Source organism: Enterococcus sp. AMC2644, assembly GCF_058216475.1.
This window is the reverse complement of sequence record NZ_CM177095.1, coordinates 103,365-118,627: the sequence shown is the minus strand read 5'-3', so window position 1 is coordinate 118,627 and position 15,263 is coordinate 103,365. Positions and strand designations below refer to the sequence as shown.

Below are 15,263 nucleotides of genomic sequence, written 5' to 3'. Positions count from 1 at the left end.
TACACAGAAGATTACGTACTCGCTAAAACGCCAAGTTGGACGGGGAGAAAATATCAGTGGGCGATGAAGCGTGAATATAATCTACGCCGTGAACGACAAATTGACATTACAACGTCTGTTAGTCAAGTTCTAAGCAATATAATTGGCAGTTTCACGGGCTCTAAAGAAGTGGTTGATATTTTACTTCCATCTTTCGAAGAGGCTATCAAAACGCAAAATAAGTCTGTTAATGACGGTGTAGACAAAACACTATGGTGGAAACCAAATACATAAGGGGAGGAGTGATTAAATGGCAGAAGATATTCGTGCAGGTGGTGCTTATATAGAGATTTCAGCGGATTCCGCACCAGCCGAGAAGGCAGTTGCTACATTTTTCAACTGGTTTGAAAAGACTGGTGAAAAAGCAACTCAGTTGGCCGGTGACGTGAGTAAAGCAATTGAATCTGTGGAAGATTTAGGTAAAAAAGGCGTTGAATCATCTAAAAAGGTTGTTTCTGGGTATAAAACCATCGAAGGTAGAACCAAAGAGACGATTAAAACTGTTAGTGATTTGCGGGATAATATCGATACAGTGGCTAAAAAAGGTAGCGCTAGTTACCAACAATTAGCCTCTAAAATTTCTACCTCTAACAAATCTATTTCGAAAGACACCAAAAACACGTTTAATTCAATGAAATCTGAATCGAAAGCATCTTACGATGAAATGATTAAAGATACTAAACAATTCAATAATCAAATGAAGAAAACGATGAAGGAAAGTGTCCAAGAACTAGGTCGCACCATTTCTGAATTATTCAAAAAGCCTGTAGATGGTATCAAACAATTACCAAATGTTATTTCAAATTCAATGAAAAAGACAACTGGTTTTGTTTCTTCGGGTTTTAGCCAAGCCAAGCAATTAGCGATTTCACAGATTGATAAAATCAAAAACGGTATTACCTCTATTCCTAGCAAAACAAAGAGTGCTTTTTCATCGATTAAGAGTAGTATTTCTAATTTGCCACAGTCCGCATCCTCGGCTGCGTCAAGTTTGAAAACTCGTTTTACTAATGGATTCGAACAGATAAAAGACAAAGCAAAAACTACGTTCGATGGGGTTAAAAAGACTTTTAAAAATTTACCCGATGAAGCGGAAAAATCTAGCAATCGAATTAGTGCGTTTTTTAAATCAGGATTAGGTGTCATTGCAAGTGTAGTTGCCGTCGATAAAATTATTGATTTTGGTAAATTAAGTGTTCAATCTGCTGCTGCAGCAAGTGCAATGGAAGCCCAATTTGAACAGGTATTTACTAGCGTTGACGACAAAGGGAAAGTACTTGAAGATTTTACTGGACCAGCACAAGAAGCAATAGAAGAGATGGCAGCGAACTTTAAAATGTTGCCTAACAGAATTAAGCCTAATTTCTCCCAATTGACATCGATGTTCAAGGGGTTGGGTGAAACAACCGAAAGAGCGATGGAACAAGCTGGGCGAGCTACTACTTTAGCAGCAGATTCAGCCGCTTTTTACGATAAGTCTATGGAAGATGCTCAGAGTTCTATCACTAGTTTCCTAAAAGGCAACTATGAAGCTGGAGAATCGATTGGTTTATTCGCGAACGATACACAGATGGCAGCATATGCGATTTCTAATAATTTAATCGAAGCGACCTCAGAACAAGAGGCTCATGCCCAAAAGACGTCTTTAGCAATTGAAAAAGCACAGGCTGCGTATTCTAAAGCAGTTGAAAAATTTGGTGCGGATAGTTTAGAAGCTCGTAGCGCGCAAGAAAAAGTTAATGCTGCGATGGAAAAAGCGGCAGAAGGTCCTAATCTTACTAAAAAATGGCAAGAGATGACCGAAGCAGAGAAACAAAATATTCGTTTGAGTTTTGCAGAATCTATGCTAGAAAAAGCTGGAGCGATGGGTCAAGCGAATCGAGAAGGCGATTCATTAGAAAACCAACTCGGAAACATGAAGCAAGCGTGGGCGGATTTTTCTGCCATTATCGGAAAACCAATTCTTCCAATCGTCACTGCTGCTTTACAGTTCATGTCCGAAAAACTTCAGGTTGCTGGGGAATGGGTCGAATATCTACAAGATAATTGGGAGAAACTGGAGACTCCGCTTACTGTTATAGCAATAATGCTTGGTGCATTAGCAACAGCAATTGCTTTAGATATAAAGAATTTAAGCTTATGGAACGCTGTTGCAGGTATTGGATCTTTAGTGACAAAAGGCTTGAGTGCTGCTTTTGGATTTCTTGTTAGTTCTACTACGTTAATAATCTTAGGAATCGGTCTACTAGTAGCTGCTTTTGTTGTTGCTTACAAAAAAATTGAACCATTCAGAAATTTTATTGACGGACTAGTTGAAAGTATTAAAAATTTCGCTCAAAAAATCTACACTCAATATATTAAGCCCGCAATGGATTCTGTGGTTCAAACATTTCAACAGGCCCTTGCATTAATTAAAAAGTTTTGGGATAAAAATGGAAATGATATTGTTACTTCTGTTATTAATTTCTTTACTAAAACGTGGTCACTTGTTCAATCTGGTGTCGATAAAATTACAGGGTTTTTCCAAACGGCATTATCGTTCATTAAAGATTTATGGAATCAATATGGCGCCGGAATACTAGAAGTTGCTTCTACAATATTCCAAAATATTTGGACAGTTGTTCAATCCGTACTGGATGAATTGAAAACAACGTTCCAATCAGCGCTATCAGCTATAAAAACACTATGGGAAACTCATGGTTCCAGTCTGTTGCAGTCCTTTAAGAATATTTTCAATTTCCTTTTAGGCGTTGTTAAATTCACTTTAGGCCTTATTTTAGGTTTTTGGAATCAGTATGGCTCGTTGATTATAAATGGAGTTACTTCATTCTTTAAAATTGCTTGGGGAATTATTTCAATAGCACTCAACGTCTGGACATCTATTTTTAAAAACACTTTTGCTACTATCTTTCAATTAATAAAAGTCGGTTGGGACACCATAAAAGGCGTATTTTCAGGCGCATTCAAAATAATTGAAGGTCTTATTAAAATCTTTACAGGAATTTTTACTGGCGATATTCGGAAAGTCATGGATGGTATAAAAGATATCTTCAAAGGCGGATGGAATGTTATTGCTTCTGGCATTGAAGGATTTTCGAATGCCGTTTTGACGATGATTCATGGTTTAGCAAAAGGTATGGTTAAAGGGATTGAAGCAGGTGTTAATGGCGTAATTAATGCAATTAACAAGCTATTGGATTTCTTTGGGAAAGAACCTATCAATGAAGTGAACTGGAGCGCGAATATTAAAGAACCTGGTAGAGTATCTTTACCAAAATTTGAGCACGGTTCATCCGGAGTCCCATTTGATACTTTCGGTGTTGTAAACGATCAGCAGGGTCAAACGTATAGAGAGTTAGTTATACCTCCAAAAGGAGAAGGAAAACCGTTCATTCCTAGAGGAAGAAATGTCGTTCTACCTATTCGCAAAGGTACGCAGATTATACCTGCAGGAGCAACAAAAGATTTGTTCCCTCATTTTAAGGATGGTTCGCCTAATTGGTTAAGCGCTATTGGCGATTTTGCTAAAAGTGGTTGGAATAACATAAAAAAATGGACAGGTGATGTTCTTGATTTTATTGATGACCCACTTTCGATGATAGGGGCACTCTTCAAAGAATTTGTGCCAGATTTAAGCGAATTTGGAGAGCCTGTTACTAGCTGGGGTAGTTCTTTAATTAAGAAATCAGTTGGGTGGATAAAAGATTGGTTCGAAACTGAATCTGCATCATTTATGCCAGAAGGTTTTGACGGAAGCATGTCGATGGAAGGTGGTCATTATAATAATGTCTACAAATACTTAGTAGATGTTGCTAGAAAAGTCATCGCAAAGTTTCCAGGACTTGTTCCGACATCGGGTTATAGACCTAATGATCCTTATCATCATGGAAAGCATCAAGCAATCGATATTGCTTATCCAGGTGTTGTAGGTTCATCAAAATATACCGAAGCAGCGAACTGGGCTTTTGATAAGTTTAGAAATCAGATTGCCTACGTTATTACGAATGGCCGAGTAAGAGACCGTTCAGGGTACTCTGGAACAGGTTCTTCCGGGAACTGGGTACGATGGCCAGACAACGATCACTATGACCATATTCATTTATCTGGAGCAATGGGAGCAGGGGACATTTACAGTGCAACAAGTTCTCAAGGTATCCCTCGAGCTGGAAGTAGTGCTTCTGCATGGCGAGGTCAAATTGTTGCTGCAGCTAAAATGATGGGGCAATCGATTAATAACAGCGAAATTAATCGTATTATTAAACAAATTCAAACAGAATCAGGCGGAGACCAAAGTTTGATTCAATCGTCTGCCGTTTGGGATGTCAATATGGCAAACGGCAACCCTGCTAGAGGTTTATTGCAGTATATTCCACAAACTTTCCGAGCGTATGCCGTTCGAGGTTATGGGAATATCATGAATGGTTTCCATCAATTATTGGCTTTCTTCAATAATTCGAATTGGCGAAATGAACGAATTGGATTAGGTATCGGTTGGGGGCCAACTGGTCGTCGATTACGAGGGTATGAAAACGGTGGTTTAGTTACGCAAGATGGCTTATATCGTATGGGAGAGGGAAATAAACCAGAAATGGTTATTCCGTTAACAAAACCACAACGTGCGATTGAATTAATCATGCAAGCGATGAGTTATTTATCGGCAAATGGTACCGATATTTTGCAAAATGCTAGCACGAATATTAAACAAGCCGCTGCAGGAATGACGTTAAATCTTTTAGATGCTGTCGGCTACAACACAGGTGCTCTTTCGTTTGATTCGACAAACGGTTCTGAATTATCTCAAATTATCGCTTTACTAAAAGAAAACAATCGTTTACTAGCAGATAATCGCGATGTTTTAGAAAAAATAAAGGAAAAAGACCCTAGTGTTATCTTGGACGGTGAAAAAGTTAGTAAAAATCAAGCACCGTATAACGATGAAAATCAAGGAGAACGTAGTAAGTTGATTGACAGGGGGTTGAATATTAAATGAGTAGAGCGGGAATAATTTATAATGGTCTACACTCATACAGAGATTTAGATTTAACCATCAAGGAAAAAGTAATTGGCAATCCGGAAAAGGAGAAGGTGCTTGTGAAAGTGCCTTTTTCTGATATGGAATATGATTTTTCTGAACTTTATGGCGAACAATCACTGACCAATCGCCAATTGTCTTATACCTTCAACGTTTTCGATGCAAGAACGCATTCAAAGTTGGCCATGAATCGTTTAAAAACGAAAGCTTTAAATCATTTTATGAGGACCAATAAATTGATTGAATTATATGACGACGACTATCCTGGATTCCATTTTTTAGCAGAGGTTAGAGAGCGACCAACATTTAATGAAACAAGAGGTTTAGGGACTATGACGGTTGTTTTTGAGTGTTACAGATACATGATTTACAACAAATACGAAGGCGATGACATTTGGGATACGTTCGATTTTGACTTCGACATTGCTCAAATGACTAAATTCGATGTTGTAGGCACGAAAACAATTTTATTAATTAATGACAGTATCGTTAATAGTAGACCGACCGTTAAATGTACAGCTCAGATGGACATTATTTATAAAGACGTTACTTATAAATTTTCATCCGGAACGACGCAATCTGTGGACTTTAAATTGACCGAAAGAATAAATGAATTGCGTATTGTTGGAAATGGAACAATCGAATTTTTGTGGCATAAGGAGTTGATTTAATGTATCGAGTGACGATTTTTGAAAATGAGAATGATAGTTCGGGCATTCAAATTCATTCACCTTATTCTGATGGGCTCAAAATAAAATCGGATAGTTTAAAACCCTCTATCAATGCTATTGGAACATTTACATTTACGATTTATCCTAATAGCCCTGGATGGGGGAAAATAAAACCACTGAAAACTTTGATCAGAGTAGATGATACGAAACATCAATTCGTAATTTTCGAAGGACGGGTATTGATTCCTACGTCGAATCAAGGACAGGATGGCATACTTAGTGAAAGCTACTTATGTGAGGATGAAAAAGCTTATTTACATGATAGTATTCAATCATTTAAAAAATTTACTGGAAATCAAACAGGCGAACAGTTGTTTCGTGAAGCGATTCGTGTTCACAACGAACAAGTTGAAGAATACAAACGCTTTACTGTAGGCATAGTTGATATTCCAGAGCTATCAAATCATGTTCGGTTTATTGACGATACACAGAAAACATTTGATACCATCACTGAAAAATTATTGTCAAACGACTCTATAGGTGGAGAGATTCGAGTTCGAAAAGAAAATGGTGTTCGTTATATCGATTGGGTAAGAAAAATCGGTGAAGAGAAAGATACACCAATTTCCTTGCAAAAAAACTTGTTAGAAATGACAAAAGAAATCGATCCAACATCTGTTGTAACAGTCTTATATCCACGCGGTCAGACGGTAGAAACAGAAGGTAACGATGATGTATCGAGACCTCGTTTAACGATATCGTCTGTTAATAACAACAAAGAATATTTGTTGGCCAAACAAGAATTAATCGATGAATTTGGCTATCAAGCGGAGGCAATCACTTGGGATGATATTACGCAAGCTAGCAATTTAAAAACAACGGGACAAAAATGGTTAGATAATCAATTAATTGCGACTGGGAAGTTTACTATTCGTGCATTAGATTTGTCATTGTTAAATATTGACCCTCATAGATATTGGATTGGCAATACTCACCTAGTGGTTAATCCACTAATGAATGTGAATGAAAAATTACGTATTATTGACATGAATATCAATATCAATGCACCAGAACAAACTGAATTATCATTTGGCGAAAAGCAAATGACTTTGTCGCAATATCAATCACAAAATAAAAAGAATATCCAAAAAATTGCCGTGCTAGAGAATGATTTAGCGCGGCAAAAACGTTTGTTAGCAGCGGAAAAAGAACGATTAAATAATCTTGAAAATTCTGTGTCAGACGATGTGGTTATTTTGAATACCATCAATGATGATTTGGCTAATCGGATTAAAAAATTAGAAGGTGGAGTATCACCAGAGTTACCGAATGTTTTTCCTAAAGAGGTTCGGTCGATTTTTCGCAATGACTTAGCACGAATTAAATCACGATTGCTTGAATCAGATTTTAATTTGGCATTGGGAACTGATTTCCACTGCGATCAGACACAAACATCTTCGTATGGCGTTAATACTAAAAACGCTTATTCACATCTAGCTAATTTGATGTATTTTAGCGATAAAGTTGATACGACTATTATCAATGGCGATAATTTACATGCCATTTATCCCGAATTGACTGATATTAAATCAGAGTACACCGATTTAGTAAATGCTATGACTAGTCGTACTTATTCGTCAGATGTATTTGTGCATATTGGTAATCACGATGACGGTAGCAGTCGACCAGGGCTGAATGAAAATAATGTTCCTATTACAGACGGGTTCATCAAAGATGCCGAGTTTAGGTCGTTATTACAAACGTCTGAACGAAAATTTGGTGAGACGCGCAATAATGGCGATAGTCTTTATTATTACAAAGATTATCCCAATAAAAAAATTAGATTAATTGGTCTGAACACAAGTGATATTAACGAGACGATGACGAATAGCGAAGGCTTTTTGAAGTATCGTCGTCTTAATTTGCATACTATCAGACAAGCTCAACTTGACTGGTTGGCAAACGTTGCATTGCGAAATGTTCCTGCTGACTACCACACATTAGTTGTGGCACATTGTCCTTTACGTGAGGATTGGATAAATCGTCCACAGTATATTAATCAAAATATTGTCCAGCAAGTCCTTAAAGCATTTAAAACTGGTGGCGCATGTAATGCTTCATCATCTAATCCTGATTTTCCTTTGACTGCAAATTATGATTTTACTGACCAAGGGTCTTGTAATTTTGTGGCATGGTTTAGTGGTCACACGCACAGGGAAGCAGTTAATGATTGGGATGGTATTAAAATCGTGGAATGTTTACACAGTGTTGGTAATGCAGGCAATCAACAAAATGTTGTAACAGAAGATGCACAAACAGTTATATCCATAGACGCTACTAATCGCGTGATAAAGTTACGTGGATTTGGTCGCGCGACTGATAGTACAATAAATTATTAAAGGAGGAAATAATTAATGGCAGATTATCGTGATCCAAATCATTTAGACCCAAATGAGAATTTTTCCATCACGCAATTAGTTAAGTTTATACGAGAGAAAATGTTTGGAATTGATGTGAGGGAATCTATTGCTAAAGCATTAGAGAGAGTTTACGAGGACGCAAGTAAGACTGGTAATGCAAATATGGAGGTATCAGAAGCAAGGGGGCTATTTGATTTACTTAAAGACAGATTAAACGATATTGATTATCGTTTAACACAGAAATCAGACAAAAGTTATGTAGATGCAGTAATAGCATCTATTAGTACTGGAGGACCCAAAGAACTTTTTTACTCATTAGGCGCTCTGAAATCTAAATATCCAAACGGAAAAGAAGGAACTTATTTAGTATTTGATAGTTCGCATCAAGATGGTGCGCATAGTTATATGTGGAAAGATGGTGTTTGGACTGACTTAGGTGCTTATCTATTGGCACCTATCATGGAAGTTGTACAAGATTATGGAAATTTATTGAAAAATGGATGGTTAGAATCTGCGGATATATCAAAATTTTGGGGAACAAATGAAGCTAAAATAACTAGGGTTGTAAATAGTGACAGAAACTGGCTACATGTTGAAGGCACGAACGAGCTAGACTATCAAGGCGTATCTTATAATTTGAATGCAAACACCATCAAATTTGGTGAAACCTATCGGTTTAGTGCCCTAGTGAGAACGAATAAATATTCCAGATTAACGGTGGGGTTTAGATATTTAAATAAAGATGGTTCATTAAATCCGTTCCAATATGCGGATTTAGTCGATAATTTAACGCCTGAAATAGGTCAAATCTTAGCGATTGATCAAGAGTTTTATTTCCCTATCCCGAAAGATGTAGATAGTTTTTCGAATATCCAAATTGTTATCCAACAGCGTGGTGACAAACCTTGCGATTTTGATGTCGCACGGTTGAATTTAGCGCCAAACTACATGAAATGGGATAAAACAACCAATGTTACAAATACTCTAAACAGTACAAAAAATATTGTGAACAAACTAGGTAAAAAATGGATAAAGCTACAACACAATGTAGCTAACCAAAGTGTTATTTTTGATGTAACTGACAATCAGTTAGGTATTTCAAGAGATTACGATTTTAATTTTACGTTGCTAAGCGAATATGATGCGCAGTTTATAATATACGTTGAGTATCTCACGGAAACAAGCGTGTATAAAAAGCCAATCAAAAATGTATTTAACGTAAAAGCAAATGACATTAATCAGATAACGACCAATTTATTTTTTGAAAAAATTGAAAATGTTATTAAAAAAAGAATTGTCGTTGAGTGTCGTAATCAAAATAACATTTTTTATTTGACAGATATTGATTTAAAAACAGAGCATTCCGATTATCCAGGCAATATTTCACCATCTAAACAAGTCAATTTATCAATCGAGAGTAAAGTTGGCAAAAAATTTATCAGAGCTCACGGAACGAAAAATGAAGATTGGGAAGGCATTTTCATCGAAATACCCGGAAAATATCTGAATGAAAAAAGTTTTGGTCAAACATTGAGAACTTCCTTTTTAATCCAATCCGCAGAAGATGTTGAGTTGTCCGTTTATCTAAGATACCATTATTTAGGTAGCTCAGTGGCGTCTGATTTAAAAATCAAAACTCTAAATCAGACTGCTGGTGTGTACAATAAAGCAACAATAGATTTTAAATTACCGCAACCAACGTCAGAGTTGTATCGTGCATTGATTTTTGTAACAAAGCGAAACAATGTGTTAACTGATTTTAGTATTGCAGATATAGATTTTGACGTAGCTACTTTTAATCAACGAAACGAAGATGATGATACGTCTCTCGCTCAAAAACTAAAAGGTGATAGTTTGTTTGCTATAAATGTAGATATTACAGACAGCGAATTAGCAGACGGTAATAAACATCATACAACCATGCAATGGGTTGATGGCGATGGGAATTTAGTGACCGAGTACGTAGATGCAAGTTATCAAGGTGATAGCAGTTTAAACTTTCAAAAAAAATCGTTCCGATTACGGGCATTTACAGACGATACCTACACAAAAAAGAAAAAAATACAATGGGTAACGGGAGCGAAACCAACAAGCGACTGCAACTTAAAAGCGTATTGGGTCGATTGGACAATCTCAAACAATCTTGTAATAAGTGATGAGATACGTAAATTAACATTGATTAATAATGAGGGATTAGATCCAAAACAGGTTTTTGATGTCAATCAAGAGCAAGTCGTAGGTTATCCTTGTAGTTTGTTTATGAGAGAGGGGTATTATGGCTTATTTGGTTTGAGTACAAAAAAAACCGATGCAATCAACGCGGACGATGAAGACCCATTGCAATGCGCTATTCAAGGCTCGATAAATTCCGACGTGACTGCTTTTAGGTCAGATACAGCAGCATTTGACGAAGATATTGATTTTGTAGTGGAAGTACCTGATGACTTAACACCAGAATTAAAAGCAAGTTTTGAAGAATTAATGGCGTTAACGAATAGCGGAACCGATGCCGAGTTTGTAGCAAATATCGGAAATAAAGTGAATATACCTAGTGTAGCAAATGCATTTTTAGCGTATATGATTTATTGTATTAGCGATGTTTGGACTAAAAATACGATTTTCGAAACCAGAGATGGTGTGAAATGGAATGTTGTTTGTTACGATCATGATTTAGCGTATGGTAGTGACTTTAGAGGGATAAGTTACAACAAAAATATGCGTAGTTTAACTACTAGTACAATGATTAACAAACATAAGCTAATACAACGATTGTTCGAAAACGGATTGATTCAACAGGAGATTGTGACTCGTTATCAAAAATTTGTCGCTCATCGTAGTCTAATTGATATTTTAGATCATTTCGAAAACTTTTGGTTAAGTGTCGGAGCTGATAATTACGAGAAAAATCATAAGCGATGGCCGACCCAACCATATCATGATTTAAATAGTTTTAAAGATATCAAACAGAACATTATCAATCGTTGGGATTTTGTCGAGGAAGAGATGACGCTAGAAAAATTGAATCAATTTATAAAGGATTGATAAAAATGAAAAAAACCAAGCATGGCGACTAATCCTAATCGGATTGGTCGTCTTTTGGTTAGTGGTCGGGATTTTAATAGTTTAGTTGGAGGTGTCAAATGGAATTAGAAAAGATTATCGAAGGACATGGTAAAAAACTAGAGCAACATGACAAAGAAATCAGTCGAATCAACGATAATTTGTTAGAGATGCAAAAAGGCATGAATGAGGGCTTGGCGAGAGTTGACGAATCTAATAAGTTTTTACGTGAACAGAATATGCGTCAATCAGAACAAAACGTCGATATTTTAAACGCGGTTTTAAATCGCAATGAAAAATCGGAAGAAAGAAATTATGCACTAAAGATGCTTGATAAAACGAACATGTGGAAGATGATTTTTGGGATTGGCGCTTCTGCAGGAGTGGTTTTTGCATTTGTATTAGAATTAATAAAATTTTTCGGAGGAAAATAACATGATTTTAAAAGATAAACAATATCAAATCATTAAGTGGGGAGTGCTAACGGTATTACCTGCTTTATCTGTACTTGTAGGAGCGTTAGGGCAAGCTTACAATTTCGTGTATACAGATTTAACCGTCTTAACAATCAATGCCGTAGCGGTATTCTTAGGAGCTGTGACAGGCGTTAGTCAATTAAACTACAACAAGAGTAAAGAGGATTAGCGATTGCTAGTCCTTTTTTCGTACTAAAAACTAGGAGGAGATTTAAATGGTAGAAAAAGACTTATTAAAACCGACAGAAACAGTAGATTTTGAGCAAAAAAAATATGAACAAAATATCAAAGAAAACACGTTTAATCGTGGGTCTGACGGAAAGGATGGTAAATAATGAGTTTAACAATCACACAAGTCAATTTACCGCAATCACAATACAACACTAAATGCCCATTTGCGATGGATCCTGATGGAATTACAATGCACAATACTGCAAATGATGCTAGCGCAATGGCAGAAGTATCATACATGCAAGGAAATCCTTACGAAGTTTCTTTTCATTATGCAGTCGATGACATTCGTGCAGTACAAGGTTTACCTTTAAACCGTAATGGATGGCACGCTGGTGATGGTGGAAGTGGCAAAGGTAATAGAAAAACAATTGGCGTAGAAATTTGTTATTCGAAAAGCGGTGGCACTCGTTTTACGAAAGCAGAGAAAAATGCGGCTGAACTAGTTGCTCGAATCCTTAAATCAAAAGGATGGGGAATCAACAAAGTTGGGAAACACCAAGACTATTGGCAAGGTACTTACTATAAATATTGTCCACATCGTACGTTAGACCTTGGTTGGCAAAGATTTTTAAACATGGTGCAGGCAGAGCTTAACAAACTAAATGGTAAAGGTACCAGCACATCTAAACCAACAACTAAAAGTTTTGAAAAAGGCGATCAAGTAAAAGTAATTGATGCGTTATACAAAGACTCGACAGGAGTTGGTCGTTCCACTGCTAGCCGTGGTAAGCAAGGTACTATTCAAAAAATCGCAAAAAAGGGTAAGAAGTATCACATTGTTGGAAATGGATTTAGTGGCTGGGCGCACGAAAACGATATTGAGTTAGTCAAAGATGCCTCACCGATTTTTGACATCAATAACTACCACACAACCAAATTTGCGCAAATTAAGCTAGTCAAGGACGATTATGCTTATAAAGAGGTATCGCTAAAAAATCGAGTTGGAAACAAAGTCAAAAAAGGTACTATCCTTACTGTTACCAATATTGAGTACAGCGGTAAATATCCACGTTTTAAACTTAAATCTGGATTGTATATCACTACTCGTAAAGATACAGTAGCTAAGTATAAATAAAAAATGTAAATAGGTCATTTATCTTATGTAAAAGCGGTGTAGCCTTAGTTGGTTACTCCGTTTTTTTGTTTGTAGCATATTTTGCTTCTAATTTTCTTCTAGCTTCGACTGCTCCTTCTAAAGTTTCGAAATCACCACCTAAATATTTCTTGCCTTTAACATATATATATGCACTGTAAATGTTTCTTTTTTTACTATAGGAAACACCATTAAATCCAGTGGCACTATCTGATCGCGCTTTTCGTTTGTACTTAGATTTTTCTTGGAATTTAGTCATTTTTTCTTTTGTCTCTTCTGAAAAAACACGATTTTTCACAATTTCGCTATGTAAACATCCACAGCTTTTTGTTGTTCCAGTTTTTAAAGTGGAGTATTGTATTTCTTTTGGTTTACTTCCACAATCGCATTGGCACAAAAAATAACGACTATTTCTACGAGGCGCAACTTCTTTGATGACTGTCAATCTAGAACCTTCAATCCGCTGACCAGGTTTTAATAATTCTTTTTTCTTCGCCATAGTGGTATCACCTCATAAACAGTGCGTAGTCAATCAATAATTTTACGTAAGTTGGGTATTTTCTGTTTCCGAGTTCCCAATCTTGTAATGTGCGATAAGGGATAACCACCAGATTTGCCAATCCATCACGACTAAGGTCAATGCGTTCACGATTTTCTTTAATTGTAGATGTTGCCAACTCATAAATGGCAGGTAGTATAGTAGATGGTTCAAACTCTTCCATCCACTCTTGCCAACCTCGTTCTGCAATGTACATATCTATCTCCTCATACTCCAAAGCTTCTGAGTATAGTTGTTTAAACAGTTCAAATTTCATTTGTTTTCCTCTTTTCTTTTGTTAGGTAGGTGCTCTTTTTCCAATACTAATCTGCCTTTATAATAGGCTTCCTCAGCAGTTTTAAAGCCATATTTAAAGTAATTTTTTCCATTGACCTTAATTCTAGCTTGGTAATTATTAGGCCCTTTTTTTACCACGCCTTTATATCCAGACGTGTTGTTTCTATTTGGCTTGTCTGTAAAAAACTGTACAGCAACACCATCCACTTTTTGATTTTGAAGCGCGTGGCGTAAGTGTTCGTAATTTCCTTTGGGCTGTCCTTTTAGGTTCCGTTTGTCCTGTTCTCGTTTGAGACAACCGCAACTATTTATGTCTCCATCTAAAAGTTGAGAAGCGTGGCGATAAACAATCGTTTTATCAACACACGAACACTGACATTTCCAAACAACACTCCCTCGATTACGTTTGTCGGTCGGTTCTAAAGCGGTCAATCTACCAAATTTCATGCCAGTTAAATTTTTAGTTTCATTCGGCATGTCTTCACTCCTTTTTATAAGTAGAGAGGGAAAAACCCTCTCAATAGTTGTCAGCTTCTCTCCAAGGACTAAAGAACCCGAATGTTCCGATTTGTTGAAGTATGTCATCATCTTCATCGGGTTCTACTCCCCACCAGTCGGCGATTAAAATTTCGTTGTCATCTTGATCTAAGATTTTGACTGACGATTGATTATAAGGTAATCCTTCTTGATTGATTTCTTCTGCTAGTTCCCAAACGTTATTAGCTTCTCTTTCCTCGATATTTCCTTGTCCGTAGTTTACTGTAAATTGTTTCATATTAAATCGCTCCATTTCTTATTTTATGTTATTATAGAGCTAAAGGTTTTAGCCTTTAGCAATTACTTAACTTTGGTCGGTTGGGTGATTGCTTTTTTATTACGAAAAAATAGCTGTTACTTCTTGTTGACTTAATGGAATCATTTGACCGTTTTCGAATTTTCCAAAACGTTGTTCGCGACTTTCTTTCCAGTTATAAACTTTTCCGTTTTCCAAAGTGAATTCGTGAGAAGTTGTTCCACGATTTGGAGCTGGAATGAATTTTCTGTTTAAACCAAATTTTTCGCTTAATCCATCTACGATTGCTAAATACATTGGTTGGCGTTTAGATCCAGTTAGGTAGATTGTGTTACCTTCTACACCTTGCAAGCCATTTGCATTGATGTAATCAACTTTTGCAACTCTCCATGCTTGTTTCATTGCAGCGCTGATATACTCAATTGCTTTTCCACCTTTATTGTTCGCCCAAGTTCTAGCTAATCTCCAAGCCATTTCCATAATTGATTTTACGTTAAATTTTTTCATTTTCTTTTCCTCCGTCTCTTTATCTTATATACCTATTATATACGCATTGCGTACAAAAGTAAAGGGTTTTGTGTAAAAAAGTTTAAAATAAAAAAAGACCTGT

12 protein-coding genes are annotated in these 15,263 nt (G+C 36.5%); 7 read left to right on the top strand and 5 right to left on the bottom strand.

Going from position 1 to position 15,263, the window contains the following annotated elements:
* The first annotated feature begins 289 nt into the window (after positions 1 to 289).
* From AC4BC5_RS00510 to AC4BC5_RS00480, 7 genes are all read left to right on the top strand, one after another.
* Positions 290 to 5,029 carry a hypothetical protein gene (locus AC4BC5_RS00510; protein ID WP_490496229.1) on the top strand — a complete coding sequence of 1,580 codons (4,740 nt, stop codon included), beginning with the start codon at positions 290 to 292 and terminating at the stop codon, positions 5,027 to 5,029.
* Positions 5,026 to 5,742 carry a phage tail protein gene (locus AC4BC5_RS00505; protein ID WP_490496228.1) on the top strand — a complete coding sequence of 239 codons (717 nt, stop codon included), beginning with the start codon at positions 5,026 to 5,028 and terminating at the stop codon, positions 5,740 to 5,742. Before AC4BC5_RS00510 ends, AC4BC5_RS00505 begins: the two co-directional genes overlap by 4 nt.
* Positions 5,742 to 8,141, top strand: coding sequence for a phage tail spike protein (locus AC4BC5_RS00500; protein WP_490496227.1), 2,400 nt, complete (start codon positions 5,742 to 5,744; stop codon positions 8,139 to 8,141). The genes AC4BC5_RS00505 and AC4BC5_RS00500 overlap by 1 nt, the downstream gene beginning before the upstream one ends.
* A gap of 15 nt (positions 8,142 to 8,156) precedes the next feature.
* Positions 8,157 to 11,204: a CotH kinase family protein gene (locus AC4BC5_RS00495; RefSeq protein ID WP_490496226.1), complete on the top strand. Its 3,048-nt coding sequence runs from the start codon at positions 8,157 to 8,159 to the stop codon at positions 11,202 to 11,204.
* Between the two features lie 98 nt (positions 11,205 to 11,302).
* Positions 11,303 to 11,656, top strand: a complete 354-nt coding sequence (locus AC4BC5_RS00490; RefSeq protein ID WP_490496225.1) for a hypothetical protein — start codon at positions 11,303 to 11,305, stop codon at positions 11,654 to 11,656.
* A 1-nt stretch (position 11,657) separates the two neighbouring features.
* A complete protein-coding gene (locus tag AC4BC5_RS00485; protein WP_490496224.1) occupies positions 11,658 to 11,867 on the top strand; it encodes a phage holin in 210 nt (69 codons plus the stop codon).
* Between the two features lie 165 nt (positions 11,868 to 12,032).
* Positions 12,033 to 13,007, top strand: coding sequence for an N-acetylmuramoyl-L-alanine amidase (locus AC4BC5_RS00480; RefSeq protein WP_490496223.1), 975 nt, complete (start codon positions 12,033 to 12,035; stop codon positions 13,005 to 13,007).
* A 52-nt stretch (positions 13,008 to 13,059) separates the two neighbouring features.
* Here AC4BC5_RS00480 and AC4BC5_RS00475 read toward each other — a convergent pair whose 3' ends face one another.
* The 5 genes from AC4BC5_RS00475 to AC4BC5_RS00455 form a co-directional block, all read right to left on the bottom strand.
* The gene (locus AC4BC5_RS00475; RefSeq protein ID WP_490496222.1) at positions 13,060 to 13,524 is read right to left on the bottom strand and encodes a hypothetical protein; all 465 of its coding nucleotides are present in this window, start codon (positions 13,522 to 13,524) and stop codon (positions 13,060 to 13,062) included.
* Positions 13,525 to 13,531: 7 nt separating this feature from the next.
* Complete coding sequence (locus AC4BC5_RS00470) at positions 13,532 to 13,840, bottom strand: helix-turn-helix domain-containing protein (RefSeq protein WP_490496221.1); 309 nt, start codon at positions 13,838 to 13,840, stop codon at positions 13,532 to 13,534.
* Positions 13,837 to 14,337, bottom strand: coding sequence for a hypothetical protein (locus AC4BC5_RS00465; protein WP_490496220.1), 501 nt, complete (start codon positions 14,335 to 14,337; stop codon positions 13,837 to 13,839). The genes AC4BC5_RS00470 and AC4BC5_RS00465 overlap by 4 nt, the downstream gene beginning before the upstream one ends.
* Before the next feature lie 40 nt (positions 14,338 to 14,377).
* Entirely contained in the window at positions 14,378 to 14,635 is a 258-nt protein-coding gene (locus AC4BC5_RS00460) for a hypothetical protein (RefSeq protein WP_490496219.1), read from the bottom strand.
* A 99-nt stretch (positions 14,636 to 14,734) separates the two neighbouring features.
* Complete coding sequence (locus tag AC4BC5_RS00455) at positions 14,735 to 15,160, bottom strand: hypothetical protein (RefSeq protein WP_490496218.1); 426 nt, start codon at positions 15,158 to 15,160, stop codon at positions 14,735 to 14,737.
* Between the last annotated feature and the right edge of the window lie 103 nt (positions 15,161 to 15,263).